Here is a 24,340-nt window from a genome sequence, read left to right as displayed (position 1 = left end):
CATTGTTATCCTGCCCTCGTGGACACGGGCGAAGTGGCACCAGAGCAGACACCACGATCGCGACGGCGGCCGCGCGGCGACGTACGCGCCGGCCTGATCGCGGCCGGAGTCGAACTGGCACGCAGCGGTGGGCCCGACGCGGTAGTGCTTCGGGAGGCCACCCGGATCGTCGGCGTCGTACCCAACGCCGCCTACCGGCACTTCGCCGACCGCGACCAGTTACTCGCCGAGGTCTGCACCGCCGCGATGAACGAACTGGCCGACCGAATGACGGCGGACCTCGCTCGGATCCGCGGCAAACGCGGCAATCCGGACGCGGCGCGACGCCGGCTGGGCGCGATCGGGTCCGCCTACCTGAAGTTCGCTCATGAAGAGCCCGGTCTGTTCGCGACCGCCTTCGCGGTGCCGCGGCAGCACTCGTACGCAGACCGCGGCACCCCGTTAGGACTCCTGCGCGCCGCATTGGACGAACTCGTGGAAGCCGGCGTCCTCGATCCCCAACGACGCGAAGGCATCGAGTACCCCATCTGGTCCATCGTCCACGGAACAGCCGAACTCACCGGCCAAGGCCCGCTCCGCGACGCCCCGGACGCCGAACTCCGCCGAATCGAGTCCCTCACCCTGACCTTCATCGCCAACAGCCTCACGTAGCCCTGACGGTGCGCTCGCCGCCGTCAGGTGCGGTAGGTGGTGAGGGTTTCGGTCAAGGCTTGGGTGATCGGGGTGGCATGGGCGTCGAGTTTGTTGGTGATCTTGGTGCTGTCGACGATGAAGGGTTCCTCGAACTGGTACTGCATTTCGGTGAGTTCCCGGATCGTTGGATTGAACAGGCCGAGAGCACGGAGCACTAGCGGAGGCATGGCGCGCAGCTTCGTGCGGGGTTGACCGGCGTACTGGTAGACGAGGTCGACCAACTGCTTGGTGCTGCGAGTGTCAGGGTCGTTCGGGACGTGCCACGCCTGACCGGGGGCGTCGGGGTGTTCGCCGAGTACGGCGAGCGCTTCGCCGATGTCGGGGATGTAGGTGTACGTGTGTGGCTGGTCCGGGTCGCCGAGGACCGTGGCGGTCTTGCCTGCCAGGGCGGCGGGGAAGACGCGGTCGCCGAGATTGGATTGCGCTCCGCCGCGGGGTCCGAAGTAGTCGGATGCGCGGCCGATCGCGACCTCGACGCGGCCGGCGGTGTGGGCGGCGAGGAGTTCGCGTGCCATGCGTCCCCGGAGTTGGCCTTTCTTGGTGTGTGCGTCGTACGCGCGGTCCTCGGTGAGCGGGCGACCGGCGGGACGCCCGTACATGTAGACGTTCTCCATGCTGACCAGCCGCGCGCCCGCGGCTTGCGCTGCGGCGAGCACACCGGCCTGCAGGGCAGGGAATTGCGCGGTCCACTCGGGGTACGGCGGGTTGAGCGTCTGGTAGACGACACGGGCACCCTTGGCGACAGAAGTGGTGAAGCCGGGGTCGCGGGCGTCACCGCCGACGACTTCGATCTCGTCGGGTACGCGTGCGTGGCCGGATCGGTTCACGAGCCGGGCTGTCTCGCCGCGTTGCTGTAGCGCGTCGAGCAGTGCGAGGCCGATCGCGCCGGTGCCGAAGATGACGTGTCGCGGCGTGCTCATGCCTTGGTCTCGAGCCGCTCTTGGGTGGGTGCCGGGCCGGCCTCGGCGCGGTATGGCAGTAGGTAGTGGAGCAGCAGGCCGGACAGGGCGGAGAAGGTGACGGCTCCGTAGGCGCCGTAGATCGTGAACTGGTCTTCGACGCTGATGCCGCCGAGAGTGGTGACAGTCCAGCCCAGCGCCCACAGGAATGGCAGGGCGGCGGCCCACGCCCACCGGCGGTGGGTTTGGGCGGGTAGCGCGAGTGTCTGCGCCGCGCCCAGGACGATGCCGGTGAGGAAGCCCATGAGAGCAAGGTCGCCGAGGGACGTGCCGTAGTCGACCACGACCGCGCCGAGGAAGAGCCCCAGGCCCATGCCGATCGCGGTGGCCGGTATCCACCGGCGCGGGTCGAGCCGTCGGCGGCTGACGAGTACCTGTCCAGTGCCTAGTACTGCGCCGGTGACCACGCCACCGAGCAACGCCGCAAGGGCATCGTTGACGCGGCCTGCTGCCAGGTCGCCGGCGATACCTGCGATGGGGAAGGCGACGAAGCCTGCGATCCAGAGCAGCCAGGTGCGTAGGAAGACCGGTTGTGAAGTTGCGGTTTCGTTCATCGTGCTCGACTGCCTTTCACTCGAAGGAGCAGCAGGACGCCGAGGACGATCAGCCACACTCCCCACAGGGAACTTCCGAGGAGGCCGCCCAGGTCCCACACGGGGAATCCGGGCACGGCCGTGGCGAGGATGTCGCCTTGGTTCACGAAGTACAGGGCGCTCGCGACCAGACCAAGCCAGCCGGCCCAGGCAGGCATCACGTGGGAGCGCAGGATGATCACGCTGACCGTGGCCGACCAGCCGATGGCCAGGAGCTGCCCTAGGTGCTCGCCCAGCAGCGCCCCGCCGTACTGGTGCTGAGCCGTCCACGCCGCAGCCACCGCCGAGCGAGTGCCTTCGTCACCGTTCAGGTACGAATCGGCCAAGGCCGGAACGACGAAGACCCAGCGCAGGAACCCGATCAGTGCCAACAAGACCGAGGCAGCTCCCAAGAAGGTGGCCACCCGCAGCGCGGCGTCTCCACGACGTGCCAATGCGGTCGGCAGCAACAAGATCGGCACTGCGAGTACGGCATACGTCCAGGCGACCGCGAACCACGTCCACACCAGACTCGCCCCACCTGCCGCGAACTCAGGCAGCACCACATCCGCCGGCTCACGCAGAATGTCCGGCCAGTCGAACGTCATCGACAAGACCGTCGCCGCGATCATGAACGCGACGGTGGAGGCGATGAACAAACTCCCTGTCACCACAGCGGTTCGGCGCCGCGAAAGCCCCATCGAGACAGTTCGCTCCGTTGTCTCGCTGCTGTGTTCCTGCCTGCTGATTGCGCCCATGCGAAAAGCCCCCAAGCACCGCTGCCCTCAGCATGGGCCTCACCATCAACTCTGTCCACGTCCCGGACGACCGGTTGCAACGTTGACAGGGGTGGTTCTCCCGAGGATGGTGAGCAGCACGGGGCGTAGGTGGGTGGGGGTGTCGGGCGTGTCCGTCGTCGACGGACATGGACGCCGGGGTCTTGTGCTGCCCGCAGATCACGGCGGAGATGGTTCTGATGACAACTTCTGTGGCGTACCCGGTGCATGTGAACGCCGCTGCGGATCCGCGATCGTCCAGGTGGCTCTGGCTGGTCAAGTGGATCCTGGTGATCCCGCACTACGTCGTACTGCTGTTCCTGTGGGTCGGCTTCATGGTCAGCTCGGTCGTGGCGTTCTTCGCGATCCTGTTCACCGGTCGCTATCCGCGCGCCATCTTCAACTACAACGTCGGCGTCATGCGGTGGTCGTGGCGGGTGACCTACTACGCGTACGGAGCGCTCGGCACCGACCAGTACCCGCCGTTCACGCTGGCCGAGGTCGAGGACTATCCCGCGCACCTTTCGGTCGACTACCCCGAGCGCCTGTCCCGAGGCCTGGTTCTGGTGAAGTGGTGGCTGCTCGCCATCCCGCACTACATCATCGTCGGCTTCTTCGTCGGCGGTGGGATGTGGGCAGCGAACCGGTCCGACAACTGGCAGTGGAACATCGGCGGCACCGGCGGCATCGTCGGAATCCTGGTGATCATCGCTGCCGTCATCCTGGCGTTCACCGGCGCATACCCTCGATCCCTGTACGACGTGATCCTGGGAATGAACCGCTGGTCTCTCCGAGTCGCGGGCTACGCGGCCCTGATGACCGACGTGTATCCGCCGTTCCGCCTCGACCAAGGCGGCAGCGATCCCGACCTCGCCGTCCCGCCCCCTTCAGCCGGCAGATCAGGTAGATAGCGAACGAAATGGTTGTGATGTAAGGGCTGATCGGGACTGAGCTGCCGGCGGCCAGGAGGATGCCGCCGACTGATGCGGTCACGGCGAACGCGGTGCTGAGCAGTGGGACCCAGACAGGCGACGAGGAGACTCGTAGTGCCGCGGCCGCGGGTGTAACCAGGAGGGACAGGACGAGAAGCGCGCCGACGATCTGCACCGAGACCGCGACCGCGAGACCTAGCAGGATCATGAAGACGATCGACATGACACCGACGGGGACACCGCGGGCAGCGGCAACGTCCGCGTCCGTACTCGCGAACAGCAACGGCCGCCAGATCACCACCAACCCAACGACCACGACCACAGAGATGACGATCAGCGACTTGATCTGCGGGTCGTCGATCGCCACGATCTGCCCGGTGAGCAGGCCGAACTTGTTCGCCGCGCGCCCGTGGTAGAGGCCGAGACACAAGATCCCGAGTCCGAGGCCGAACGGCATCAGTACGGCGGTCACCGAGTTGCGGTCCCGGGCGCGCGCACCGAGTACGCCGATCAGCAGCGCGGCCGTCAGCGATCCGACCAGCGCCCCGGTGACGACACTGGCACCGAACAGCAGGCTGGCGGCCGCACCGGCGAAGGACAATTCGCTGACGCCGTGCACGGCGAACGCCATGTCGCGCATCATCACGAACATCCCGATCAGCCCGCCGACGATGCCGAGCACGACGCAGGCAATGATCGAGTTCTTCAACAGGGGCAGGAGTTGTCCGTAGTCGGAGAAGTTGAAGATCTCCGACCAGACCGTGCCGAGACTGTCCAGACCGATCATCGGGCCATCGCCTGTTCGGCGTGGTGGTACGGATCGTGGTCCGGAACACCTGCCACCAGGATCCGCCCGTTGTGCCGGATGACCTCGACCGGCGCGTCGAACAGGTCACTCAGTACGTCGGTGGTCATCACCTCGTCCGGCGTACCGATCCGGAACCGGTGGTTCGCGATGTAGAGCACCCGATCGACCTTGTCGAGGATCGGGTTGAGGTCATGGGTGACGAACAGCACGCCGAGATCGAGCCGCCGGCGGGCGTCGTCGACCAGATCGCTGACCAATCGCTGGTTCGGCAGATCCAGCGACAGCAGCGGCTCGTCGCACAACAGCAGCCGTGGATCAGCCGCGAGCGCCTGCGCGATCCGCAGCCGTTGTTGCTCGCCGCCCGACAGCGACGACAGCGGAGTGGACGCGTACGCCTCGGCTCCGACCGACGACAGCAACTGGTTCACCCGCTGGCGGCGCCCGCGCGACGGTAGCGGAAGGCCCCACCGGTGCCCGTCCACACCGAGCGCCACGAGATCCCGGCCGCGCAGCGGTACGCCGTCCTCGGCCAGCCGCTGCTGCGGTACGTATCCGATCCGCCGGTCCCCCCGACGTACCGGCGTACCGAGGAACGTCGCGGAGCCGGACCACAGGCGGACCTGGCCGAGGACGACCTTCAACAGGCTCGACTTGCCCGACCCGTTGGCGCCCAGTACGGCGATCAGCTCGCCACTGTGCACCTCGAGATCGAGGCCGTCCCAGAGCGCGCGGGCCCCGAAGCCGAGCGCTGCCTGCTCCAGGCGCAGTACGACGCTCACTGTCCGAGCGCGGCGCCGACCGCGGTGAGGTTTGCCGACATCCAGCTGACGTAGTCCTTGCCACTCGGGAGGGTCTCGGTGACCGGCACCACCGGGATGTTGTTCTGCTTGGCGGCGTTCAGCACCTTCTCGGTCTCCGGACCGGTGGTCTGCGCGTTGTACGCGAGCAGCTTGACCTCGTGCTTGCTGTAGAGCTGCAAGGTCTGGTCCAGCACCTTCGCGGGTACGTCGCTGTCCTCCTCGATGGCCTCGCTGAACTCGTCAGGAGTCTTGTTCTGCAGGCCGACCGCGTCGAGCAGGTAGAGCGGCACCGGCTCGGTGATGGCGACCGGCTGACCGTCGTACTTCGCCTTGAGCGTCGCCTCCTGCTGCGTCAGGCCGTCGATCTTCTGCTGGAGAGCGGCGGCGTTCTGCTGGAACGTCGACGCGTCGCCGGGCGCGGCCTTGGCGTACGCCTGCTGGATCTGGTCGATGACCTTCGCGACCGTCGGGAAGTCGTACCAGACGTGCTCGTTGAGCTCCTCGCCGCCGGCTGCCTTCTTGCCGGAGATGGTCACCGCGTTCAGCACCGTCGCCTTGGTGTTCTTCGCACTCTTCAGCATCCGGTCCATGAAGTCGTCGTACCCGCCGCCGTTCTCGAGCACCACCGCGGCATCGGACAGCGCCAACTGGTTACGGGTGTTCGCCTCGTACTCGTGCGGATCGGCGTCCGGGCTGGTGATGATCGAAGTGACCTCCACCTTGTCGCCGCCGATGCTCGCGGCCAGATTGCCCCAGACGTCCGTCGACGCGACGACCTTGATCTTCGCGCCACCGGACGCAGCGGACGACGAGGCGGACCCGGCAGCCGCGTCACCGCCCGACGAACAGCCGCTCAACCCCAGAGCGACGACGGCGACGACAGCGAACAGTCTGCGACTCATGACAGGACCAACCTTCGAGCGGAGTGAAATGACAACCGTTATCATTATCGCATCCACACCCGAAGCACCAGCCATTGCCCCCTAGCTGAGTTCTGAGCGGGCCAGGCGGAGGAAGGCCTTGAGGCCGGCGATGACTTCCTGGTTGTCGGTGAGGCGGGTCAGGGAGTGTTCGAACTGGCGGGCGTGGGCGTCCACCTTGGCGTGCAAGGCTCTGTCCCGGGCAGCCGCGTTGGCTTCGGCGGTGGCCAGCCCCTGGTCCAGGCGCGTGAGGCGGTGGTCCTGATCGTCTGATTTGTCGTGCAACGTCTCGAGGTCGGCCTTCATGGTGTTCAGACGGCGGAGGGTTTCGATCAGGTCGTCGCGCGGGTGCTTGACGTCTTGCAGCATGGTGGTCATCCGGTCGCGCAGGTAGCTGAAGTAGGCGCCGGCCGGCCGGAAGAACGTGCTGACCAGGTAGAGGCCGGCCAGGTAGTAGCCGATCGCTCCGTCGGACAGATAGGTGATCAGGGCAACGAGTGCCGCGGACACCAGATGGGACCCGATCGCGAACCAGCGCATCCGGGACGCGATACGTCGCGCCTCCGGCTCCCGCTCGGCCGGTACGTCGATGCCGCGGTCACGACTCGTCCGGATCTCGTGAATCAGCGCGTGCGCCTGGAAATAGAGGTTCCACGGCACAGTCAGCAGCAGAATCAGCCAGAGCAGGCACAGCACGCCCAGGAACAACGACAGGATCTCCTGGAGCGGTACGTCGGCGATCGCGACCAGCACGATGGCGACGATCGTGACGACCACGGCCCCGCAGAACACCCAAATCTTCGACATACCCAGCAGACTGCCCGTGTTCACCGCCCCCGGAATCGGTACAACTACTCAGGAAGAAAGCCGTGGACTGCGAGGTTGAGGCTCGTATGACCACACTTGTCGACCGCGCCATCGCGGCGCTGCGTGCAAACCACGACGCCCTCGCCGCACTGGTGCCGACCTTGTCCGAACAACAGCTGAGGGACCGCAGCGGGGCGGCGGAGTGGACCGTCGCGCAGGCGCTCTCGCACCTCGGCAGCGGTGCCGAGATCTCCCGCAAGCCGATCGCGATCGCTGCGGGCGAGCACGTCGAGCCTGAGGACAACCAGTCGGTCTGGGCCCGCTGGAACGCCTCATCCCCGGCCGACCAGGCGGCCGGGTTCATCAAGCACAACGCGGCGTACCTCGACACGGTCGACGGGCTCAGCGCCGAGCAGCGCGATCTCCCGATCGACATGGGCATCCTGCCCGAGCCTGTACCGCTGGTGGTCGCGCTCGGACTGCGGCTCAACGAGGTCGCCAACCACGCCTGGGACGTCCGCGTCGGAGTCGACCCGTCGGCGACCCTGGATGCGGGCTCGGCCGATCTGCTCATCGAGCTCTTCGGCGGGCCGATGGCTTTCCTTCTGGGCTTCTCCGGCAAGCCCGACCAGCTCGATCAGGAGGTCCGCCTGGCGATCCCCGGCGGCGGAATCGAGATCACCGACACGGTCACCGTGGCCGACACGGTCGATGACCCGACGGCCACTTTCGAGGGTCCGGCAGAGGCCGTGGTGCGGCTGCTGACCGGACGGCTCGGCACCGAGCGCGCCGCGGGCGCAAGCGTGACCGGCAACGTGACGCTGGACGAACTCCGGAAGGTCTTCCCCGGCTACTAAGGATGTACGACGACGCGGCGGCCGCGTGAGCTCGTGCGTTGCCAGGCGGAGCCGATGTCGCTCAACGGCACCCGGTCGATCTGGAAGGTGAGGTCACCCGCGCGGGTCCACTCGACGACCTGTTGGTACGACTCTCCCATCGACTCCGGTGTCAGGTTGCGGGCGGCGCCGACGATCTCGACGCCCGAGGTTCGCAGTGCCGACGCGGGTACGACGAGATCGGCGCCGGCCACCTCACCGGTCTGGATGATGCGGGTCGGCATACCGAACGCGAACCCGTCCGGGGTGAGGGCGCGGAGCAGGATCTCGGTCGGACGGCCCCACAGAAAGTCGAGCACGACGTCGTACCCGCCGGCGTCGGCGTACGCCTGCTGGAGCTCCTCGTCGGAGACAGCGGTGTTGATGACGACGTCGGCCTCGAGCTCGCCGAGTTGGCTGTCGTCGCGCCCGGTGGCGACGATCCGGCCGGCGCCGAGCAGCCGCGCGACCTGGATTGCCAGCCGCCCGGCCACGCCGGTCGCGCCCTGCACCAGGACCGTCTCCCCCGGCTGCAGACCGGCCGCGGTCCTCATCGTGAGCGCGGTGATCGCGGACGCCATGACGGTCGCGACCGCCGGATCGATGCCTTCGGGGATCGGTGCATACGACCCCGCGGGTACGACGGTCTTCTCGGCGAGCGCGCCGTACGGCGGCCGCGGGTTGCCGAAGCCGACCACGGTCCCGTCCGCCAGCGCGCCGATGCCGTCGAACACCGGAATCATCGGCAGCACCTCCAGGTACTTGGCGCTGGCGTAGTGCGTCCCGGCGGCAACCGCCTTGTCGACGTTCTCGACCGCGGCCGCGAGCACCTCGATCACCACTTCCCCGTCGGCGGGCACCGGGTCGGGGAACTCCTCGTACCGCGGTACGCCGCCCACCTCGTGCAGCACAGCAGCCTTCATGATCCACCTCTCTCTAACACCGTTAGATTCACTCTAACACTGTTAGAATCCGAACCGTGAGCCTCGACCGGACCCGGATTGTCGACGAAGCGGTCGCCCTGCTCGACGCCGAGGGACTCGACGGCGTGACCCTGCGCAAGCTCGCGGCCCGCCTTGGCGTCCAGGCGCCGACGCTGTACTGGCACCTGCCCAACAAGGCGGCTCTGGTGACGGCGATCGCGGAGGCGATCGTGCCCGACCCCACGCCGCCGGCTCCGGACGAGCCGTGGGAGGACTGGCTCAGAGACTTCGCCCTCCGGCTGCGGGCCGCGCTCATCGCCCATCCGGACGGCGCGCGGGTCGTCTCGATCGCTCAACTGTCCAGGCAGACGGGAGCCTGGTCCGAGCTGGCGATGAGCACGCTCGTCGACCGCGGCATCGCCCTCCGGGACGCCCGCATCATCGTGCTGACCGTGGAGCGTTTCACGATTGGTCACGTCCTCGAGGAACAGTCGCCACCACCAGACACCGCTGCCTTCGACCTCGAGCAGTTCACCGCCACGCATCCAGTCTCGGTACGGGCGATCACGGAGTACTTCGCCCCGGGCCGGACCGTCGACGACCTGTTCCGCGACTGCCTCGAGACGGTCCTCGCCGGAGCCGTCGTGATCGCCCGACGGTGAATCCTGCTCCTTTAGCTCAGCAGGCTGGTGGCTGCGAGGTGGCGGCGGGACGTTACTCCGGTCTTGGTGTAGACCTTCGCGAGGTGGTACTCGACCGTGCGGCGGCTGAGGAACAGCCTCGCTGCGATCTGGGCGTTGCTGTCGCCGTCGGCGGCGTACTGCGCGATCTGGAGTTCCTGAGGCGTGAGGTGCTCTCGCTCGGAGGGATCGCGGCGAGTGACGGTTTCGCCGGACGCACGCAGTTCGTTGCCTGCTCGATCGGCCCACGGCATCGCGCCTAGCCGTTCGAAGGTCGCCATGGCGCTGCTCAGGTAGGTGCGCGCCTGCGCCCGCTGCCGCGACCGTCGCAGAGTTTCTCCGAGCAGGAGCTGGATCCGGGCCCGCTCGAGCGGACGGGAGTCCTGGTCGTCAATGCGCAGCGCGTCCTCGAAGTACCCGACCGCCTCGTTGCCGGAGGCAAGCAGACCGCGGCACCGTGCGAGGGCAGCGACTGGGGCAGGGAGACCGCTGGCGTCGGCCCACGCCTGCAGCCTTTCCATTGCGGACGCACAGGCCTCGGGCCGGCCCGACCGTACGGCGGCCTCCACCAGATCAGGCGTGGCCCAGCGCAGGATGCCGGGGTGGCCGTTGGTGCTCGAACCCACCGATTCGAGTGCTGCCAGCGCCTCATCGAGCCGTCCGGCTCCCAGCTCGAGCAGCCCCAGGGCCGCTTGCCCACCGGCACCGACCATCTTCAGCTGACGACTGTCCGCCAGCTCCATGGCCAGCCGCACCTGGTTGCGGCACTCCGACTGCTGTCCTCGATACGCATAGAGCGTGGCCATACTCACGTGGCCCACGCCGGCGTCGAGGCTTAGCTCATCGGCCAGTCGTAGCCCTTCGAGTCCGTGGACCTCCGCGTCCGGCAGCCGGCCAAGCAGCAGTTCGATGTAGGCCAGACGATCCAGCATCGGCGCGAGCTGGCCGGCGCTCGAGCTGTCCCTGGCCTGGGACACCGCCCGTGCGTACAGCGTCCGCGCCTGTCCGAGTCTTCCCAGATACATGGCCGCACGTCCCGACCGCAGTACGTCGTCGTACTCCGCGCTGACCGCCGACTCGTCGATGACGCCGGCCAGGATTCGTGAGCCGTCCGACCAGTCGCCCTCGAAGAGCTTGCTCAGTCCGACCAAGAGGTCGACCACCGAACCGTCCACCATTGCCCCGGTTTCCCGGAGACTGGTGGCCAGACTGCTGACCTCGTGAGTCAGCCGGGGGTCTCCCAGGAACGTCGCGGCCTCGCCCGCCAACACCAGTGAGTCCAGCGCCGCCGGCGGGTCATGCGCCGCCAGGTCCTTGGCCGCCTGGAGAAGGAGTTGGTACGCCGCCTCAGGCGAACCGTGCCGCATCTCGATCGCGCCCAGCAACGCACGCGACGACGCACGCGCCGGTGCATCCAGGAGCAACGGAGCCTCCGAGGCCAGCAGTTGCCTGGCTCGTTCCGGCTGACCCGCTTGAACAGCGATCTGCGCGGCGCACAGAATGCGCCGTGCGCGGTCGGCATCGGACCGACTGAACTCAGCCGCCCACTGCCACCGATCGACAGCCGAGACGGCCCCGCCGCGAGCCATGGCCCGGTCAGCTGAAGCCTCGAGCAGGACGGCCAGCTCCTCATCGGGTCCAGTGGCCGCCCGGGCGAGGTGCCACGCCCGTCGATCAGCATTCGCATCGTCATCGAGAAGCGCGGCCATTGCGAGATGCCCACGCTGCCGCTGCTGGAAAGTCGACTGTTGCTGAATCGCTGAACGCACCAGCGGATGCTTGAAGACAACGGCCCCCTGTCCGGCCGAGATCAGACCGCTCGCTTCAGCCTCTTGCAGGCTCCCGGCGTCGATCCCAAGAGCCGAGCTCGCACCGAGAACCAGGTCGAGTCCCGCGGTATCGGCAGTGGCGGCGAGGAGCAACAACTGCTGTGCGCCAGGGCTGAGGCCCGCCGCACGGGCGGCGTACAGGCGTTCGACCTCGCCGCCCATCGGGAGCGGGTCGGGTAGCGGGTCGCGCCCGGTCAGCTGGTCATGGCTCAGCAGCGGTGCGAGTTCGATGATCGCCAACGGGTTGCCGGCATGGTGTTCGACCAGCCGGTCCTTGACCTCGACAGAGATCATCGGTGCCCGGTCGACGAGCAGAGCGGACGAAGCCACGTTGTCGAGCCCGCGGAGCCGGTGTTCCGGCAGCCCGGACGTCTCGAACGTCGCCTCGTCCGGGTCGCGGACCGCGAAGACCAGGAGCACGCCCTCGGCGTCGAGACGTCTCGCCACGAACCTGAGCACGTCAGCCGTCGGCGGGTCGAGCCACTGTGCATCGTCCACGATGCAGGTGACCGCGGTGCCTTCTGCCAGTTCGCCCAGGAGCGACAGGGCGGCAACTCCAACCAGGAAAGGATCGACGCCCTCGCGCCGGGACAGTCCAAGGGCGCCGCCGAGTGCTTCCTGGTGGAGCCGGTCCAGCGCCGGCATCGCGTGGATCGCCGGTCTCAACACCTGATGAAGGCCCGCGAACGGTAGCTGGGACTCGGAGGCGATACCGGCACACCTGAGCACCTCACCGCCGCGCTGGGCTGCCTCGTGATGGAGCCAGTCCATCAGCGCCGTCTTGCCGACTCCGGCCTCGCCGCGCACCACGACCACCGCACTGGTCCCGCCCTCGGCGGCGTCGAACAACCTCGTCAGTACGGCACAGTCGTCGCTGCGCCCGTAGAGCATGCTCAGCACATTAGTTGGCTGGTGATGCGTTCACCAGGCAGGTACAGCCACCGATCGCGACCTCGCGCCCCGAGTCGTCGGTGACCCGTGCTTCGACGACCATGCTGCGTCGGCCGGCCTTGATCACCTCTCCCCGGCAGAGCAGGGTGCCACTGGCCGGGCCGGTGGCTCGCAGGAAGCGGACGTTGAGTTCGGACGTCACGTATCCCGCCCCGACCGGAAGCAGAGAGTGCACTGCGCAACCCATGGCCGTGTCGATGAGCGCCGCCATCACGCCGCCGTGAACCAGTCCGAAAGGGTTCAGGTGGAACTCCGAAGGCACCAAGGTGAAGGTGACCCGGCCCGGTTCGGCCTCGACCGGGCTGATGTCGAGGGTCCGGAGCGCCGGCGGCAACGGCAGCTCCTCTCGACCGATGGCCTGCAGGATGGCCAGCCCGTCATGGGTGCCACTCGCGGTGACCGTTGGTGACTGGTCCTCCCACGCGTAGGCACGGTGCCGCGTCTGAGACGACGTCGTGGACACAGCGAACCTCCAAAGGATGTGCCGGGCACGTCACCCGGCGGCTACTGCGAGCATCCGGCCAGGCGCGCTGTCGCCGCATCCGTGAACCGACTAGTGCCTCCACGGATGCCGCCATCTCGGCCGGTATCGACAGTAGGGAGCAATACCCGGGCAATCCACCCTGAGGAGGCAGCATGACCAGCTTGCCGCAGAAGCACACAGAACAAGCCGTTCCGGGGAGCTCCGGACCGGTGCGCACCCTGATTCGGCGGGCACCGCTGGTCAGCTTCCTGATCCTCTCCTGTCTCCTGTCCTGGTGGCCCGGTGCTCTCCAGGCTGTCGGCGTTCCGTTGCCCGGCCCGCCGAACACCGGCGTCGGTCCGTTCCTGGCGGCCGTGCTCGTTCTCGGCGTGACTCAGGGCCGTGCCGGAGTACGGCAGCTGCTCAGGTCGATGGTCCAGTGGCGGGCCCCGGCGCGTGCCTACGTGGCCGGCATCGGTCTGCCCCTGCTCGTCTCTGGCTCGGCAGTCCTGATCACAGTGATGTTCGGAGCGGCCCGCCCCAGCGGATCCGACCTCGCCCTGGCAGCGCAGATCCCGATCGTGCTCGTGCTCTTCCTGCTGATCCCCGGAACAGGTGGGGCCTGGGAGGAACCAGGGTGGCGCGGCTTCGCCCTCGGTCGGCTGGAGAAGCGGTACGGCGTACTGGCCGGCCCACTCGTTCTGGGCGGCTTCTGGGTGTTCTGGCACGCACCGCTCTTCCTGACCGGCGACATTCTGTGGCCCGACGTCCTGGTCATCGTCGCGGCCAGCGTCGTCGTCGGTGCTGTGTTCCACGCGGGCAAGGACAGCGTCCTGATCGCAATGCTCTTCCATGCAACGAACAACGCGGTCGGCGGATCGTTCGCCAGTCCCCTGTTCGACAGCCACGACCAGATCACACTCGGCGTCATCACCGCCGCCGGATGGTGGCTGATCGCCGCCGGAGTCCTGGTCCGCTCGCGGCGCGCCCGGACCGTGCCCGGCGGAGGAAACGACCATGTGCCCAGCACCGTCTGATGCCAAAGGCAAGGATCGCGTCCGGCTGCCGGGAGGGATCCGCGCGCTGGTGCGGCGCCGCCCGCTCACTGCCTTCTTCGCTCTGGCCCTCGCGCTGCCATGGATCTGCGCACCGATCGCCGACGGGATCTTCTATTCCGGACTCCCCACACTGCTCGGGGTGGCGCTCGCGCTTCCGTTCGAGATCATGGTCGCCAGCCCGCTGGTCGCGGCGCTGGTCGTCAGCGCAGTCATCGGCGGCAGGACCGCCATCGCCGGTCTGCTGCGCGCCTTCCTGCGATGGCGAGTCGGGTGGCGCTGGTACGTCGTGGCGCTGCTACTCCCACCTGTCCTGGCCATCCTGCCCGCGTACCTGAACATGGCGTGGGGGGCTCCAGCGCCCAGCACCGCGCTGTTCGGATCGGCCGGCGCACTGCTCGTCGTGTTCGCCGTCCGTCTGGTCAACCCCTGGGACGGACCCTTGAGCGAGGAAATCGGATGGCGCGGGTTCGCCCTGCCTCGGTTGCAGCATCGGCACTCAGCCCTGACCGCCAACCTCATCCTCGCCGGCTTCGTCATGGCCTGGCACCTGCGGCTGGTCTTCAACGGAGACTTGCCCCTGGTTGCACTGATCGGCACCCTCGCGGCAACGATCCTGTTTGGATGGCTCTACAACAACACCAGCGGCAGCCTGCTGCTGGTCTACCTCTTCCACGCCACCGACGGAGTACTCAAGCCTGACTACACCGGCGCCGACGCCACCCACTACTTGTGGCTGAAGGTCGCACTCTGGGCGGTGGCCGCCTTCGGTGTGGCGGCCTACTCGGGCCGCAACACGTCGCGGATCATCTCGAGGAAGCCGTAGCCGTTGTGGGTGTCGGGGAGCAAGGCCGAGCCCTCGGTCCACTCGTTCCATGCGTTGACGGTGATGATCGGATGGGGTTGGCGGTGGCGTTCGAGGAACGACTTGGCCAGTAGCAGCCCGTCCTTGAACTCCTCAGGCGATGGATCGATCGTCGTTGTCCACGGATAGCGGCCGCGCTCGAACGCGCGGTTCTGGTCGGTGCGCGGGGACGCGTCCCACCCGACAGTCACATTCGGGTAGAACGGTACGTCGAGTTCCGCGGCGTACCGCTCGTACTCGGCGAAGGCTGCGTCGCGCAGCGGGCCGATCTCGGCGCGCGGGAACTCGAAGCTGCCGAGGTCTGCGTGGTGCACCCAGACGTACGACGTGGCGGACCGGAAGCCGAGCCTCCGCACGAGTTCGGCCGGCTTGTCGAGCGTGATCGCCGCGGGCAGTACGCCGACGCCCCAGATCACCGCATCCAGGTGGAGTCCCACGAAGCCCGCCTGCCTGGTCTGCTCGTCGAACCACTGCAACGCATCGGTCGTCTCGTCGACACTGCCGAGGCCGGCGATGAGGCTGCCGAGCTCGTAGATCGACAGCCATGGCCGGCCGTCGACGGTGAGGTAGTTCGGGCGTGTGAAGTACGTGTCGATGACATGCCTGGCCAGCTTCTCGAAGGCGGCGCGATCGATCGCACCGTTCTTGAGCCGCTGGGGTGAGTCGTTCGACGGGTCGTCGTGCGGGAAGATGTCGACGAGTTCGTGGTTCGCCCACATCAACGCGAACTTGACGTCGTTGCTGTTCGGGGCGGCGAGCAGCCCGTCGTCGAGGGCCGCCTGGAGATACGGGCCATCGTCGTACCAGTAGTAGTCGACGAGGAAGCCGTCGACGCCGTACTGCTTGGCCAGCCGGATCTGGTGTTCCGCCGCGGCCGGGGTGGCCTCGTCGAAGCGGCCGTCGATGGGGATGCGCGGTTGCCGATGCCCTTCGAACCGCGGCCGCGCCGCTTCGAGAAGCTTCCACTCGTCCCAGTCCTGACCGAACCACTTTGCGTTCCGCGGATCGCGGTGCCAGTCGGGGAAGTAGTACGCGAGTACCTGCGGTCGATCCATCAAGCAATCATTTCACTTTTGCCGGCGGGCGAGTTGGCGGGTGTCCGGCGCAACTTTCCGGTCCCGCCGAGTATCGAGTAAGCAAAAGCATTACTACGTACGGTGACCCGAGGGGCTGGCAATGTCCGGTCGACTGAGCAAGGCGGCAGTTGCCGCGCTTGTCGTAATAGGAGTCACCCCTGGGGCTGCGCAAGCGGTGGGTGCGGGGAGGTCTACGACAGCGCAGGCATCAGCTGGTTGTGCCGTCCATGTCCAATCCGTGACCGCCGGAGGTGACCACGCGGGCAAGACGGTCACTGTCGGCGCAGCGCAGTCCGAGCGGTCGTACACCGACATCTACCCGGACGGCGCGGTCCGCGTCAGCGGGTCGATGGAGTCCAACCCGGACGTCACCGGGTTCGGCGGGTGGATCGGCGGGTACACCGTGCTTGGCTCGTCCATGTACTCCACCTCCTACTACCTCACCCTGGAGGGGGAGGTCGACCGGACCAGGCCGACCACCTACCGGGTCGGGGGCGGCTGGGGTGACACGACGTACTTCGAGACCACCCGATTCTGGGACTACCCCAAACCGCCGAACCTGATCACGCAGTACCAACTGCGTGCGGACGGAACCCTGAGCCGTTGGGAGATGCAGTACAACAACGGCAACAGCCCGGTGCAGTGGGCGAACAAGCAATCCGCGACCGGTTTCGCCGCGGTGAAGACGATGGCCATGATCAGCCAGACGCTGACCTACGACACCTTCCTGGCCAACACCCGCGGCGGCGCGCTCTACACGATCCGCGTCCCGCGCACGTCGCCGATGAAGCCGGTCGTCAAGAAGGTCCGCACCTCGACCTGGCAGGCGTTCGACGCGCTCGTGGCCGAGAAGTGCGGTCGATACGGAACGATGCTGGTCGGCATCGACAAGGACTCCCAGTCCGCCTACGCGTACGCCGTCGGGCACGCGAACGGCACGGCCACCGTGATCCAGGGGCTCGGCAAAGTGCCGGCCACGTTCGCCGATCCGGTGTACTTCCGGGGCCAGGCCCGTCAGGGCGACGCCCAGATGCTGTTCGGAGAATGAGGATCATCATGTCCGTACGACTGAGTACTGCGTTCACTGCAGCCGCCACCGCGATCCTCCTCACGGGGACCGGTACTGGCGTCGCAACCGCGAAAACAACGGCCGGTACGGCCGCCTCGAGAGCATGTGGCGTTGCCCTGGGCTCCGTGACGGCCGGCGGCAACCACACCGCCACGGGCGTGACGGCCACGTCGCCGCCGACGGTGTCCCCCTACTCGACGTACACCGACATCTACGCTGACGGCCAAGTCCGGCTGAGCGGGACCTTCGAGAACGATCCGGACATCACCGGGACCGGCGGGCGGTTCTCCGGTTACGTGGTGATCGGCTCGACGCTGTACGGCAGCGGCTATCTGCTCAAGGAGGACGGCTCGGTCGACCGGCCGACGGTCGGCCTCGGCCGGGTGGGCGGCGGCTGGGGTGACGCGACCTTCTTCGACTCGACCACGTACGCGAAGGACGGGGATCCCGAGGTCTACACCTCGAAGTACTCGCTGCGCAGCAACGGCACCCTCACCCGTTGGGACGACCGCTCCGGGACGGTCTGGGGCAACAAGCAGACCGCGACCGGGTTCGCCGCCGTCAAGACGATGGCGCTGATCAGTCAGACCCCGACGTACGACACGTTCCTGGCGAACACCCGGGGCGGCGCGCTCTACACGATCCGGATCCCCCGGACCTCGCCGATGAAGCCGATCGTGAAACTGGTCCGCGCCAAGACCTGGCAGGGCTTCGAGTCGATGACGATCGACAAGTGCGGCATCTACGGAACGCTGCTGCTCGGCATCGACAAGGACACTGGTGCGGGCTACCTGTACGCCGTTGGTCACGCCAACGGAACCGCCACCGTCATCAAGGGCCTCGGCAAAGTCCCGGCGATCTTCACCGACCCCGTCTACTTCCGCCACGTCCTCCGCCCGGGCGACAACCACATGCTGTTCGGGGAGTGATAGTCATCATGTCCGTTCGACTGAGTACTGCCCGCTGGGCGGTCGCCACCGCGCTCCTCCTCACGGGGACCGCTCCTGGCATCGCAACCGCGAAAACAACGGCCACTGCGGCTGCCTCGGCAACGTGTTCCGTTGGCCTGGGCTCCGTGACGGCCGGCGGCGACCACACCGCCACGGGCGTGACGGCCACATCGCCTCCGACGGCGTCCCACTCCCCGGCGTACACCGACATCTACCCTGACGGCCAAGTCCGGCTGAGCGGGACGATCTCGATCGATCCGGACATCACCGGTACCGGCGGGCTCCGCTCCGGTTATGTGGTGATGGGCTCGACGCTGTACGGCAGCAGCTATTTCCTCAAGGAGGACGGCTCGGTCGACCGGCCGACGATCGGCCTCGGCCGGGTGGGCGGCGGCTGGGGAGACGCGACCTTCTTCGACACGACCACGTACGCGAAAGATGGGGATCCCCGGGTCTTCTCCTCGCAGTACTCGCTGCGCAGCAACGGCACCCTCACCCGCTGGGACGACCGCTCGGGGAGGGTCTGGAGCAACAAGCAGACCGCGACCGGGTTCGCCGCGGTCAAGACGATGGCGCTGATCAGCCAGACCGTCACGTACGACACCTTCCTCGCGAACACCCGCGGCGGCGCGCTCTACACGATCCGGATCCCCCGGACCTCGCCGATGAAGCCGATCGTCAAGATGGTCCGCGCCAAGACCTGGCAGGGCTTCGAGTCGATGACGATCGCGAAGTGCGGCATCTACGGAACGCTGCTGCTCGGCATTGACAAGGACACTGGTGCGGGATATCTGTACGCCGTTGGCCACGCCAACGGAACCGCGACCGTCATCAAGGGACTCGGCAAGGTCCCGGCGACGTTCACCGACCCCGTGTACTTCCGCTACATCCTCCGTCCGGGGGACAATCCGATGCTGTTCGGGGAGTGAGGTCAGCATGCCGAGACGACTGAGTACTGCGGGGCGTGTGGCTGCTGCTGCCGCACTGGTGACGGGGGTGCTGGCCGCGGCTCCGGGCCAGGCACTGGCTGCCGACACCACCGCCACCGCGGCGTGCAAGCTCGAGGTCGGGTCGGTGACCGCCGCTCGCGGTCACACGGACCGGGTGATCACCGCCGGCTCGCCGGCAACGGTGCAGGTGAAGCCGAGCTATCCCGACATCTACCCCGAGGGCCTGCCGCGGATGACCAGTGCGGTCACCAACGGACTCGTCCTCCCCAGTCCCGGCCGCATGTACTCCGGCCACGTGGTGATCGGCTCGGGCCTCTACAGCAGCTACTACATCGTCAAGGAGAACGGCGAGATCGACCCGGAGCAGCACCACAACTTCCGGGTCGGTGGCGGCTGGGGTGACGCCACCTTCCTCGAGTCGAGCTACCCGAACGATACGGATCCGTGGGCCTTGGTCAACCACTACTCGCTGCGCAGCAACGGCACGCTCACCCGGTGGGACTCCAAGGGCGGATTCGGTTGGACCAACCCACAGTCCGCGGGCGGGTTCGCGGCGGTGAAGACGATGGCGTTGCTCAGCCAGACGTCGACGTACGACACCTTCCTGGCGACCACGCGGGGTGGCGCCCTCTACACGATCCGGCTCCCCCTGACTTCGCCGATGAAGCCGATCGTCAAGAAGGTCCGCAGTTCGACCTGGCAAGGCTTCGAGGCGCTAGTGCTCACCAAGTGCGGCGTGTACGGATCGTTACTGCTCGGCATCGACAAGGACACCCAGTCCGGCTATCTGTACGCCGTTGGGCACGCCAACGGCCCCTCGACCGTCATCCAAGGCCTCGGCAAGGTCCCGGCAACCTTTACCGACCCCGTCTACTTCCGCCACATCCTCGAACCCGGCACAGAACCGCTGCTGTTCGGCGAGTAGGCCGGCCGCCCTCGGCACGCATGATGTCGCGTGCTGGGGGCACTGTCGGAGAGGTAGGTACTCCGATCTGCTGAGGTGGCGAAATGGGACTTGAACCGGTGGACGGCCTTGGTGCGGCGATGGCCAAGGTGGTTGCCACGATGCATGCGCCGGTCGACATGCAGGCGACGCTGCAGGCGATCACCAGCGCAACCGTCGACACGCTGGCGACGGTGGATTATGCGAGCATTTCGCTGACCCGGGACGACGGCCAGATCGTCACGCTGGCACCGACAGCGCCGTTGCCGGCCGAGGCCGACGCGCTGCAGTATCAGCTCGGTGAGGGACCATGTCTCGAGGCCGCCCTCGACGAACCGGTCGTCCTGTCCGAGGACCTGGGCCGTGACGCCCGGTGGCCCTCGTACGGACCCGCGGCGGCGAAGGCTGGGTTGGGGTCGCAGGTCGCGTTCCAGTTCGTGGCCCAGCACGGCCACGTCCGGGGCGCGCTCAACCTGTACTCCGAACAGACCCGGGCCCTGGATGCGGCGACGATGCAGATCGGCGCGCTCTTCGCCACCCAGGTTGCGATCACGATGGGGTGGGTGCGGCACGAGGAGGACGTGCAGGCCGCGCTGTACACCCGGGAGCAGATCGGCATGGCGATCGGAATCCTGATGGAGCGCTACCGACTGACGCGTGAAGGTGCGTTCAACTTCCTGGTCCGAACCTCGCAGACCGGCAACGTGAAACTGCGCGAGGTAGCGGCGGCCGTCATCGACGAGACCAGCCGAGGCGCCGACGTCGTCAATCGCTGACCCGCCATCAGGTCCGGGGCAGCTTCCGGGTGTCGATGAGCTGCTGGGCGACGTCGCGCAGTTTGGTGTTGGTGTCCTGGGAGTACCGCTTGAGGATCGCGAACGCGCGGGCGTCGTCGAGGCCGTAGCGTTCCATCAGGATCCCCATCGCCTGGCCGACCAGCTTCCGCGCGTCGACCGCCTGGGCCATCGTCTGCTCGTGCCGGGCAGTGGCGACCGCGACCGATGCGTGCCTCGCGAGGATGTGGGCGATCGCCTCGTCGTCCGGACCGAAGGCGTCCGGCTCCGGGGCGTACAACCCGAGCACGCCGAACGACCGCGAACTGGCGGCGCCGACGGCCAACGGCACATCCAGCACACTGCGGACCCCGAGACGAGCCACCTCGGCGGCCCACCTCGGCCAACGGATATCCGCCATGGTGTCGCGGACCAGCACCACCGTCTGGTGCTGCAACGAGTCGATCAGCGGGCCGGCCCCGTCGTCGATCTGCAGGTTGTAGATCTCGGCGACGACCGGATCCGTCACGGCCGGAATCTCCGGCCGCCGGCCCCGGTTGTAGAGCGCCACCCCGGAATAGCTGCAGCCCAGCGCCTGCAGGGCAAACTGGACCACCGCGTCGATTGTTTCCTCGACGCCGCCGGCGCTGTGCAACTCGACCGCAAGGCGCGCGAAGACGTCGGCCGTCTCGTCCACCATCTCGGGCATCCACAGCCGGTTCTCGGACGCCATCTCATGAGCGCCGAACTGGAGGGCGTCATCCTCGAGCTCACTCATATTGTGCCAACGCCGCTGACGGCCATGGGTCCTCCCAGTCAGCCCGAAGTAGCGCATCCGGCTGCTGACTGCCCAACAGTCGCCAAGGCAGAGCTTGCCATCATCCGGAACTCCACACCAGCCCCGATTGCGAGACGTGGTCGAGGGGCACTGGTTGGGTATGGCTCGTACAACGGAAACGCGAGCGACGCGCACCAGTGGGGCGCCGCAGTTGAGATATGTTCGGACGTTCGGCTGTGACGCGGACCTCCTGTGGAGGCTCATCACCCGCCCGGAGCAGCTCAGTAGCTGGCTCGGGCCGACCGTTCTGAGCGACACGCAGTACGGCGGATTCATCGTCGTGACACGCGCGTCGGCCGAGCACACCGGGATCGTGACGGTCTGCGAGCCCCCGCACTACTTCCGGGCCGCCTTCGACGATCCGCCGCACCCCGCCAGCACGGTCTTGGTGGACGTGGTTCCAGGGCAGGACGAAACGCATCTGATCCTGACTCACGGCGGTATCCGCGATCGCCTGCTCGCCCACTACGACACGCTCTGGATGGGCGCCCTCAACCGGCTCGGACAGGTTGTCCAGGGAAAGATCCTCGACTGACCGCAGGGTGGGTCAGGCGTCGTCGGAGAATCGGAGCCGTCGGCTGGTGATCTGTTCGGCGACCTCGGCCAGGGTGGTGCTGTGCGAGAAGGCATGCGCCCGCATCAACGCCATCGCGTCGGCAGGACTGATGCGCAGCTGCATCAGCACCATCCCCGTGGCCTGATGGATCTTCGACCGGGTCGACCACGGCCCGGGGTCGAGATCCGACTCGACCGGCGGCGGCGGCTCCTCCATGAGCGCGGCCCCGATCGCATCCGCCAGAAACTGCGCCCGATCACCGTCCGGCAGATCGCCGGCGTTCTGGTGAACCGTGAGTACGCCGATCGTGCGCTGACCGGGACGCATCGGTACGGCGTACACGGTCCGGACGCCGGGTACCTCGCGAGCGGCCTCGGTGAACAACGGCCACCGGCCACCGTCGACGCGCACATCGGTCGTCATGGCGCTCTCGGCCTCGTAGGCAGTAGGCCCCGGGCCTTCGCCCAGTACGTCCTGGAGATCCTCCAAACGAGCCGCCGCCTCGTCGGTCGTGCACAGCGTCACTCGGCTCGGCTCGGTGTAGGACAAGGTGATCGCCGCTCCGTCGCCACCCACGATCGCCAGAAAGGCGCGACACAGACGTGTCTCCAGCGGCTGCTCCGGACCGTACTCAGCAATCTTCCTCACCAACCGCGCGAGCAACCTCGTCCGATCCGACCGATTCATATATCTCATCCCCGAACACCACCGGCAGCTTTCCCCAGGTACGTGATGCACTGTCCTGGTTCCCGTCCCCGCCTCATCCATTCCCCTCGGTGTCTCAGGTGGCGGGCTGGACTACTCGGGTGAAGGTGGTTTCGCCGGTCGGCGCGGCGTAGGAGTAGGGGCGGTCGCTGGCCAGTCGGGCGGACATTCCGGGGCTGAGGGTTACTGCCTGGTGGTCGGCGGTCAGCACCAGGGTGCCGGCGGTGACGAGGATGAGTTCCTCGGTGCCGGCCGGGTCGGGTTCGGCGTCGTAGCGATCGCCTGGTTGCAGGGTCCACTCCCAGAGTTCCGCGCTGCCGCGGCGGGAGCCGGCCGCATGCAGGACGGCTCGGCTGCCGGCGTCGTTGCGCCAGACCTCCGTCGGTTCGGACACCTGCAGTGGTTCGGTGGACGACGGCGCCGAGAGGGCGGCGAAGTCGATGCCGAGCGCGTGGGCGATCTTGTCGACGGTCACCAGGCTGGGGTTCGCCGTACCCTGCTCGATCTGCGTGAGCATCCGCCGGCTCAGGCCGGCCCGGTCCGCGAGGGTCTGCACGGTCATCCCGCCGGTCTGGCGACGCCGTCGTACCTCACGGCCCAGCCGCTCGATGAACGCCGTACTCCGATTCTCGTCCGTTGACATCCACCCTCCGTGATGCGCACTATATTTCCCACTATGAGCATCAGCATACCCATTGTGGAGCAGTTGCCTCCGTTGCCGCCCAAGGACGTCCTGTCCGCGGTGCGGTCGGCGTTCACCGAACTGGCGGCCGGAACCGCGGTCCAGCCGCCGCAGACCGTCACGTTACTGCCGGGCGGTGGCGATGTGATCGCGTACCAGGCCGCCACGAGTGACGCGTACGCCGCGAAGGTGTCGCCGTACCTGCCGCAGCCCCACGATTCCGCAGTCGTCACCGCGTGGACGCTGGTCCTGAGCACGCGGACCGGACGCCCGGTCGTGCTGTGCGACTCCAAGGCGCTCACCGTCGAACGGACCGCAGCTACGACCGCGCTTGCCATCGACCTGCTGGCGAGGAGCGACGCGTCCAAACTGGCGATCATCGGCGCCGGCGCTCAAGCGCACGCCCACCTGCGCTACGCCCGCGCGGTCCGGCCGTTCGCCGACGTACGGATCTACAGCCGGTCGTTGCGCCAGGCGCCCGACGGCACGATCGCCGCCAGTGCGGACGAAGCCGCTGCCGGAGCTGACGTCGTACTGCTCTGCACCTCGGCGGGCGAGCCGGTCATCGACGTCGGCGCACTCCCGGCCGGCACGCTCGTGACCTCGATCAGCACCAACGTTCCGCGGGCCCACGAGATCGCGCCCGCCGCGCTGCCGGACCTCGATGTGTACGGCGACTACCGGCCGACGGTCACTGCCTCCGCCGGGGAGATGGTGATCGCCGCCGAGCAAGGCGTCTGGGCGCTGAAGCAACTGCGTGGTGATCTGCCCGAATTGCTGACCGGTGCGTGCGAGCGCCCGACCGGAGAACGTCCGGTGTTCTTCCGCTCGATCGGCCTCGGGATCGAGGACCTTGCGATCGCCCGCCTGCTCGTCCCGTCCAGCTGAGA

26 protein-coding genes and 1 pseudogene are annotated in these 24,340 nt (G+C 67.5%); 13 read left to right on the top strand and 14 right to left on the bottom strand.

Going from position 1 to position 24,340, the window contains the following annotated elements; genetic code table 11:
• Positions 1–18 precede the first annotated feature (18 nt).
• Positions 19–651 carry a TetR/AcrR family transcriptional regulator gene (locus OHB24_RS23365; protein ID WP_327632941.1) on the top strand — a complete coding sequence of 211 codons (633 nt, stop codon included), beginning with the start codon at positions 19–21 and terminating at the stop codon, positions 649–651.
• A 23-nt stretch (positions 652–674) separates the two neighbouring features.
• On the opposite strand, the gene OHB24_RS23360 is transcribed toward OHB24_RS23365, so the two are convergent.
• From OHB24_RS23360 to OHB24_RS23350, 3 genes are read right to left on the bottom strand one after another with little or no spacing between them, the layout of a single operon-like run.
• Complete coding sequence (locus tag OHB24_RS23360; RefSeq protein ID WP_327632940.1) at positions 675–1,613, bottom strand: NAD-dependent epimerase/dehydratase family protein; 939 nt, start codon at positions 1,611–1,613, stop codon at positions 675–677.
• Positions 1,610–2,206, bottom strand: coding sequence for a hypothetical protein (locus OHB24_RS23355; protein ID WP_327632939.1), 597 nt, complete (start codon positions 2,204–2,206; stop codon positions 1,610–1,612). The genes OHB24_RS23360 and OHB24_RS23355 overlap by 4 nt, the downstream gene beginning before the upstream one ends.
• The gene (locus OHB24_RS23350; protein WP_327632938.1) at positions 2,203–2,895 is read right to left on the bottom strand and encodes a DUF4386 domain-containing protein; all 693 of its coding nucleotides are present in this window, start codon (positions 2,893–2,895) and stop codon (positions 2,203–2,205) included. The genes OHB24_RS23355 and OHB24_RS23350 overlap by 4 nt, the downstream gene beginning before the upstream one ends.
• 305 nt (positions 2,896–3,200) lie before the next feature.
• Between OHB24_RS23350 and OHB24_RS23345 the strand changes: the two genes are divergently transcribed.
• On the top strand, positions 3,201–3,911 hold the full coding sequence (locus OHB24_RS23345) for a DUF4389 domain-containing protein (RefSeq protein ID WP_327632937.1): 711 nt from the start codon (positions 3,201–3,203) through the stop codon (positions 3,909–3,911).
• Here the strand turns inward: OHB24_RS23345 and OHB24_RS23340 are convergent.
• From OHB24_RS23340 to OHB24_RS23325, 4 genes and pseudogenes are all read right to left on the bottom strand, one after another.
• Positions 3,865–4,719 (bottom strand): annotated as a pseudogene (locus OHB24_RS23340) (metal ABC transporter permease); the annotation flags it as partial. The gene OHB24_RS23345 and the pseudogene OHB24_RS23340 sit on opposite strands and share 47 nt — an antisense overlap.
• On the bottom strand, positions 4,716–5,519 hold the full coding sequence (locus OHB24_RS23335) for a metal ABC transporter ATP-binding protein (protein ID WP_327632936.1): 804 nt from the start codon (positions 5,517–5,519) through the stop codon (positions 4,716–4,718). The gene OHB24_RS23335 and the pseudogene OHB24_RS23340, both read right to left, overlap by 4 nt.
• A complete protein-coding gene (locus OHB24_RS23330) occupies positions 5,516–6,442 on the bottom strand; it encodes a metal ABC transporter solute-binding protein, Zn/Mn family (protein ID WP_327632935.1) in 927 nt (308 codons plus the stop codon). Before OHB24_RS23330 ends, OHB24_RS23335 begins: the two co-directional genes overlap by 4 nt.
• Before the next feature lie 81 nt (positions 6,443–6,523).
• Positions 6,524–7,267 (bottom strand): hypothetical protein, encoded by a 744-nt coding sequence (locus tag OHB24_RS23325; RefSeq protein ID WP_327632934.1) that lies wholly within the window; start codon positions 7,265–7,267, stop codon positions 6,524–6,526.
• Between the two features lie 86 nt (positions 7,268–7,353).
• Between OHB24_RS23325 and OHB24_RS23320 the strand changes: the two genes are divergently transcribed.
• Positions 7,354–8,124, top strand: a complete 771-nt coding sequence (locus tag OHB24_RS23320) for a maleylpyruvate isomerase family mycothiol-dependent enzyme (protein ID WP_327632933.1) — start codon at positions 7,354–7,356, stop codon at positions 8,122–8,124.
• Here the strand turns inward: OHB24_RS23320 and OHB24_RS23315 are convergent.
• The gene (locus OHB24_RS23315; protein WP_327632932.1) at positions 8,121–9,065 is read right to left on the bottom strand and encodes a quinone oxidoreductase family protein; all 945 of its coding nucleotides are present in this window, start codon (positions 9,063–9,065) and stop codon (positions 8,121–8,123) included. The two genes, OHB24_RS23320 and OHB24_RS23315, sit on opposite strands and share 4 nt — an antisense overlap.
• Positions 9,066–9,121: 56 nt before the next feature.
• On the opposite strand from OHB24_RS23315, the gene OHB24_RS23310 reads away from it, so the two are divergent.
• Complete coding sequence (locus tag OHB24_RS23310) at positions 9,122–9,727, top strand: TetR family transcriptional regulator (protein WP_327632931.1); 606 nt, start codon at positions 9,122–9,124, stop codon at positions 9,725–9,727.
• Positions 9,728–9,738: 11 nt separating this feature from the next.
• Here the strand turns inward: OHB24_RS23310 and OHB24_RS23305 are convergent, their stop codons facing one another.
• Both OHB24_RS23305 and OHB24_RS23300 read right to left on the bottom strand, forming a co-directional pair.
• Positions 9,739–12,465, bottom strand: a complete 2,727-nt coding sequence (locus tag OHB24_RS23305; RefSeq protein WP_327632930.1) for an ATP-binding protein — start codon at positions 12,463–12,465, stop codon at positions 9,739–9,741.
• Positions 12,466–12,475: 10 nt separating this feature from the next.
• A complete protein-coding gene (locus tag OHB24_RS23300) occupies positions 12,476–12,988 on the bottom strand; it encodes a PaaI family thioesterase (protein ID WP_327632929.1) in 513 nt (170 codons plus the stop codon).
• A gap of 173 nt (positions 12,989–13,161) precedes the next feature.
• Here OHB24_RS23300 and OHB24_RS23295 point away from each other — a divergent pair, with 173 nt between their 5' ends.
• Together OHB24_RS23295 and OHB24_RS23290 are read left to right on the top strand one after the other, a co-directional pair.
• Positions 13,162–14,025: a CPBP family intramembrane glutamic endopeptidase gene (locus OHB24_RS23295; RefSeq protein ID WP_327632928.1), complete on the top strand. Its 864-nt coding sequence runs from the start codon at positions 13,162–13,164 to the stop codon at positions 14,023–14,025.
• On the top strand, positions 14,006–14,869 hold the full coding sequence (locus OHB24_RS23290; RefSeq protein ID WP_327632927.1) for a CPBP family intramembrane glutamic endopeptidase: 864 nt from the start codon (positions 14,006–14,008) through the stop codon (positions 14,867–14,869). The genes OHB24_RS23295 and OHB24_RS23290 overlap by 20 nt, the downstream gene beginning before the upstream one ends.
• Here OHB24_RS23290 and OHB24_RS23285 read toward each other — a convergent pair.
• Positions 14,824–15,963 carry a glycoside hydrolase family 99-like domain-containing protein gene (locus OHB24_RS23285; RefSeq protein WP_327632926.1) on the bottom strand — a complete coding sequence of 380 codons (1,140 nt, stop codon included), beginning with the start codon at positions 15,961–15,963 and terminating at the stop codon, positions 14,824–14,826. The genes OHB24_RS23290 and OHB24_RS23285 overlap by 46 nt on opposite strands.
• 259 nt (positions 15,964–16,222) lie before the next feature.
• On the opposite strand from OHB24_RS23285, the gene OHB24_RS23280 reads away from it, so the two are divergent.
• The 5 genes from OHB24_RS23280 (at position 16,223) to OHB24_RS23260 (ending at position 20,672) form a co-directional block, all read left to right on the top strand.
• Entirely contained in the window at positions 16,223–17,032 is an 810-nt protein-coding gene (locus OHB24_RS23280; protein WP_327632925.1) for a hypothetical protein, read from the top strand.
• Positions 17,033–17,040: 8 nt separating this feature from the next.
• A complete protein-coding gene (locus OHB24_RS23275; RefSeq protein WP_327632924.1) occupies positions 17,041–17,982 on the top strand; it encodes a hypothetical protein in 942 nt (313 codons plus the stop codon).
• 8 nt (positions 17,983–17,990) lie between these two features.
• Positions 17,991–18,932, top strand: coding sequence for a hypothetical protein (locus OHB24_RS23270; RefSeq protein ID WP_327632923.1), 942 nt, complete (start codon positions 17,991–17,993; stop codon positions 18,930–18,932).
• Between the two features lie 7 nt (positions 18,933–18,939).
• A complete protein-coding gene (locus OHB24_RS23265; RefSeq protein ID WP_327632922.1) occupies positions 18,940–19,878 on the top strand; it encodes a hypothetical protein in 939 nt (312 codons plus the stop codon).
• A gap of 83 nt (positions 19,879–19,961) precedes the next feature.
• Positions 19,962–20,672 (top strand): GAF and ANTAR domain-containing protein, encoded by a 711-nt coding sequence (locus tag OHB24_RS23260; protein WP_327632921.1) that lies wholly within the window; start codon positions 19,962–19,964, stop codon positions 20,670–20,672.
• Between the two features lie 7 nt (positions 20,673–20,679).
• Here OHB24_RS23260 and OHB24_RS23255 read toward each other — a convergent pair whose 3' ends face one another.
• A complete protein-coding gene (locus OHB24_RS23255) occupies positions 20,680–21,378 on the bottom strand; it encodes a GAF and ANTAR domain-containing protein (protein WP_327641093.1) in 699 nt (232 codons plus the stop codon).
• Between the two features lie 280 nt (positions 21,379–21,658).
• Between OHB24_RS23255 and OHB24_RS23250 the strand changes: the two genes are divergently transcribed.
• A complete protein-coding gene (locus OHB24_RS23250) occupies positions 21,659–22,042 on the top strand; it encodes an SRPBCC family protein (protein ID WP_327632920.1) in 384 nt (127 codons plus the stop codon).
• A 12-nt stretch (positions 22,043–22,054) separates the two neighbouring features.
• On the opposite strand, the gene OHB24_RS23245 is transcribed toward OHB24_RS23250, so the two are convergent.
• Both OHB24_RS23245 and OHB24_RS23240 read right to left on the bottom strand, forming a co-directional pair.
• Positions 22,055–22,711 carry a GAF and ANTAR domain-containing protein gene (locus OHB24_RS23245; RefSeq protein WP_327632919.1) on the bottom strand — a complete coding sequence of 219 codons (657 nt, stop codon included), beginning with the start codon at positions 22,709–22,711 and terminating at the stop codon, positions 22,055–22,057.
• 133 nt (positions 22,712–22,844) lie between these two features.
• On the bottom strand, positions 22,845–23,411 hold the full coding sequence (locus OHB24_RS23240) for a helix-turn-helix domain-containing protein (protein WP_327632918.1): 567 nt from the start codon (positions 23,409–23,411) through the stop codon (positions 22,845–22,847).
• A 33-nt stretch (positions 23,412–23,444) separates the two neighbouring features.
• Here OHB24_RS23240 and OHB24_RS23235 point away from each other — a divergent pair, with 33 nt between their 5' ends.
• Entirely contained in the window at positions 23,445–24,338 is an 894-nt protein-coding gene (locus tag OHB24_RS23235; RefSeq protein WP_327632917.1) for an ornithine cyclodeaminase family protein, read from the top strand.
• Positions 24,339–24,340: the final 2 nt, after the last annotated feature.

The sequence above is a fragment of the Kribbella sp. NBC_00482 genome (assembly GCF_036013725.1).
Taxonomy (GTDB): Bacteria; Actinomycetota; Actinomycetes; order Propionibacteriales; family Kribbellaceae; genus Kribbella.
This window is presented reverse-complemented; position numbering and strand designations above follow the sequence as displayed.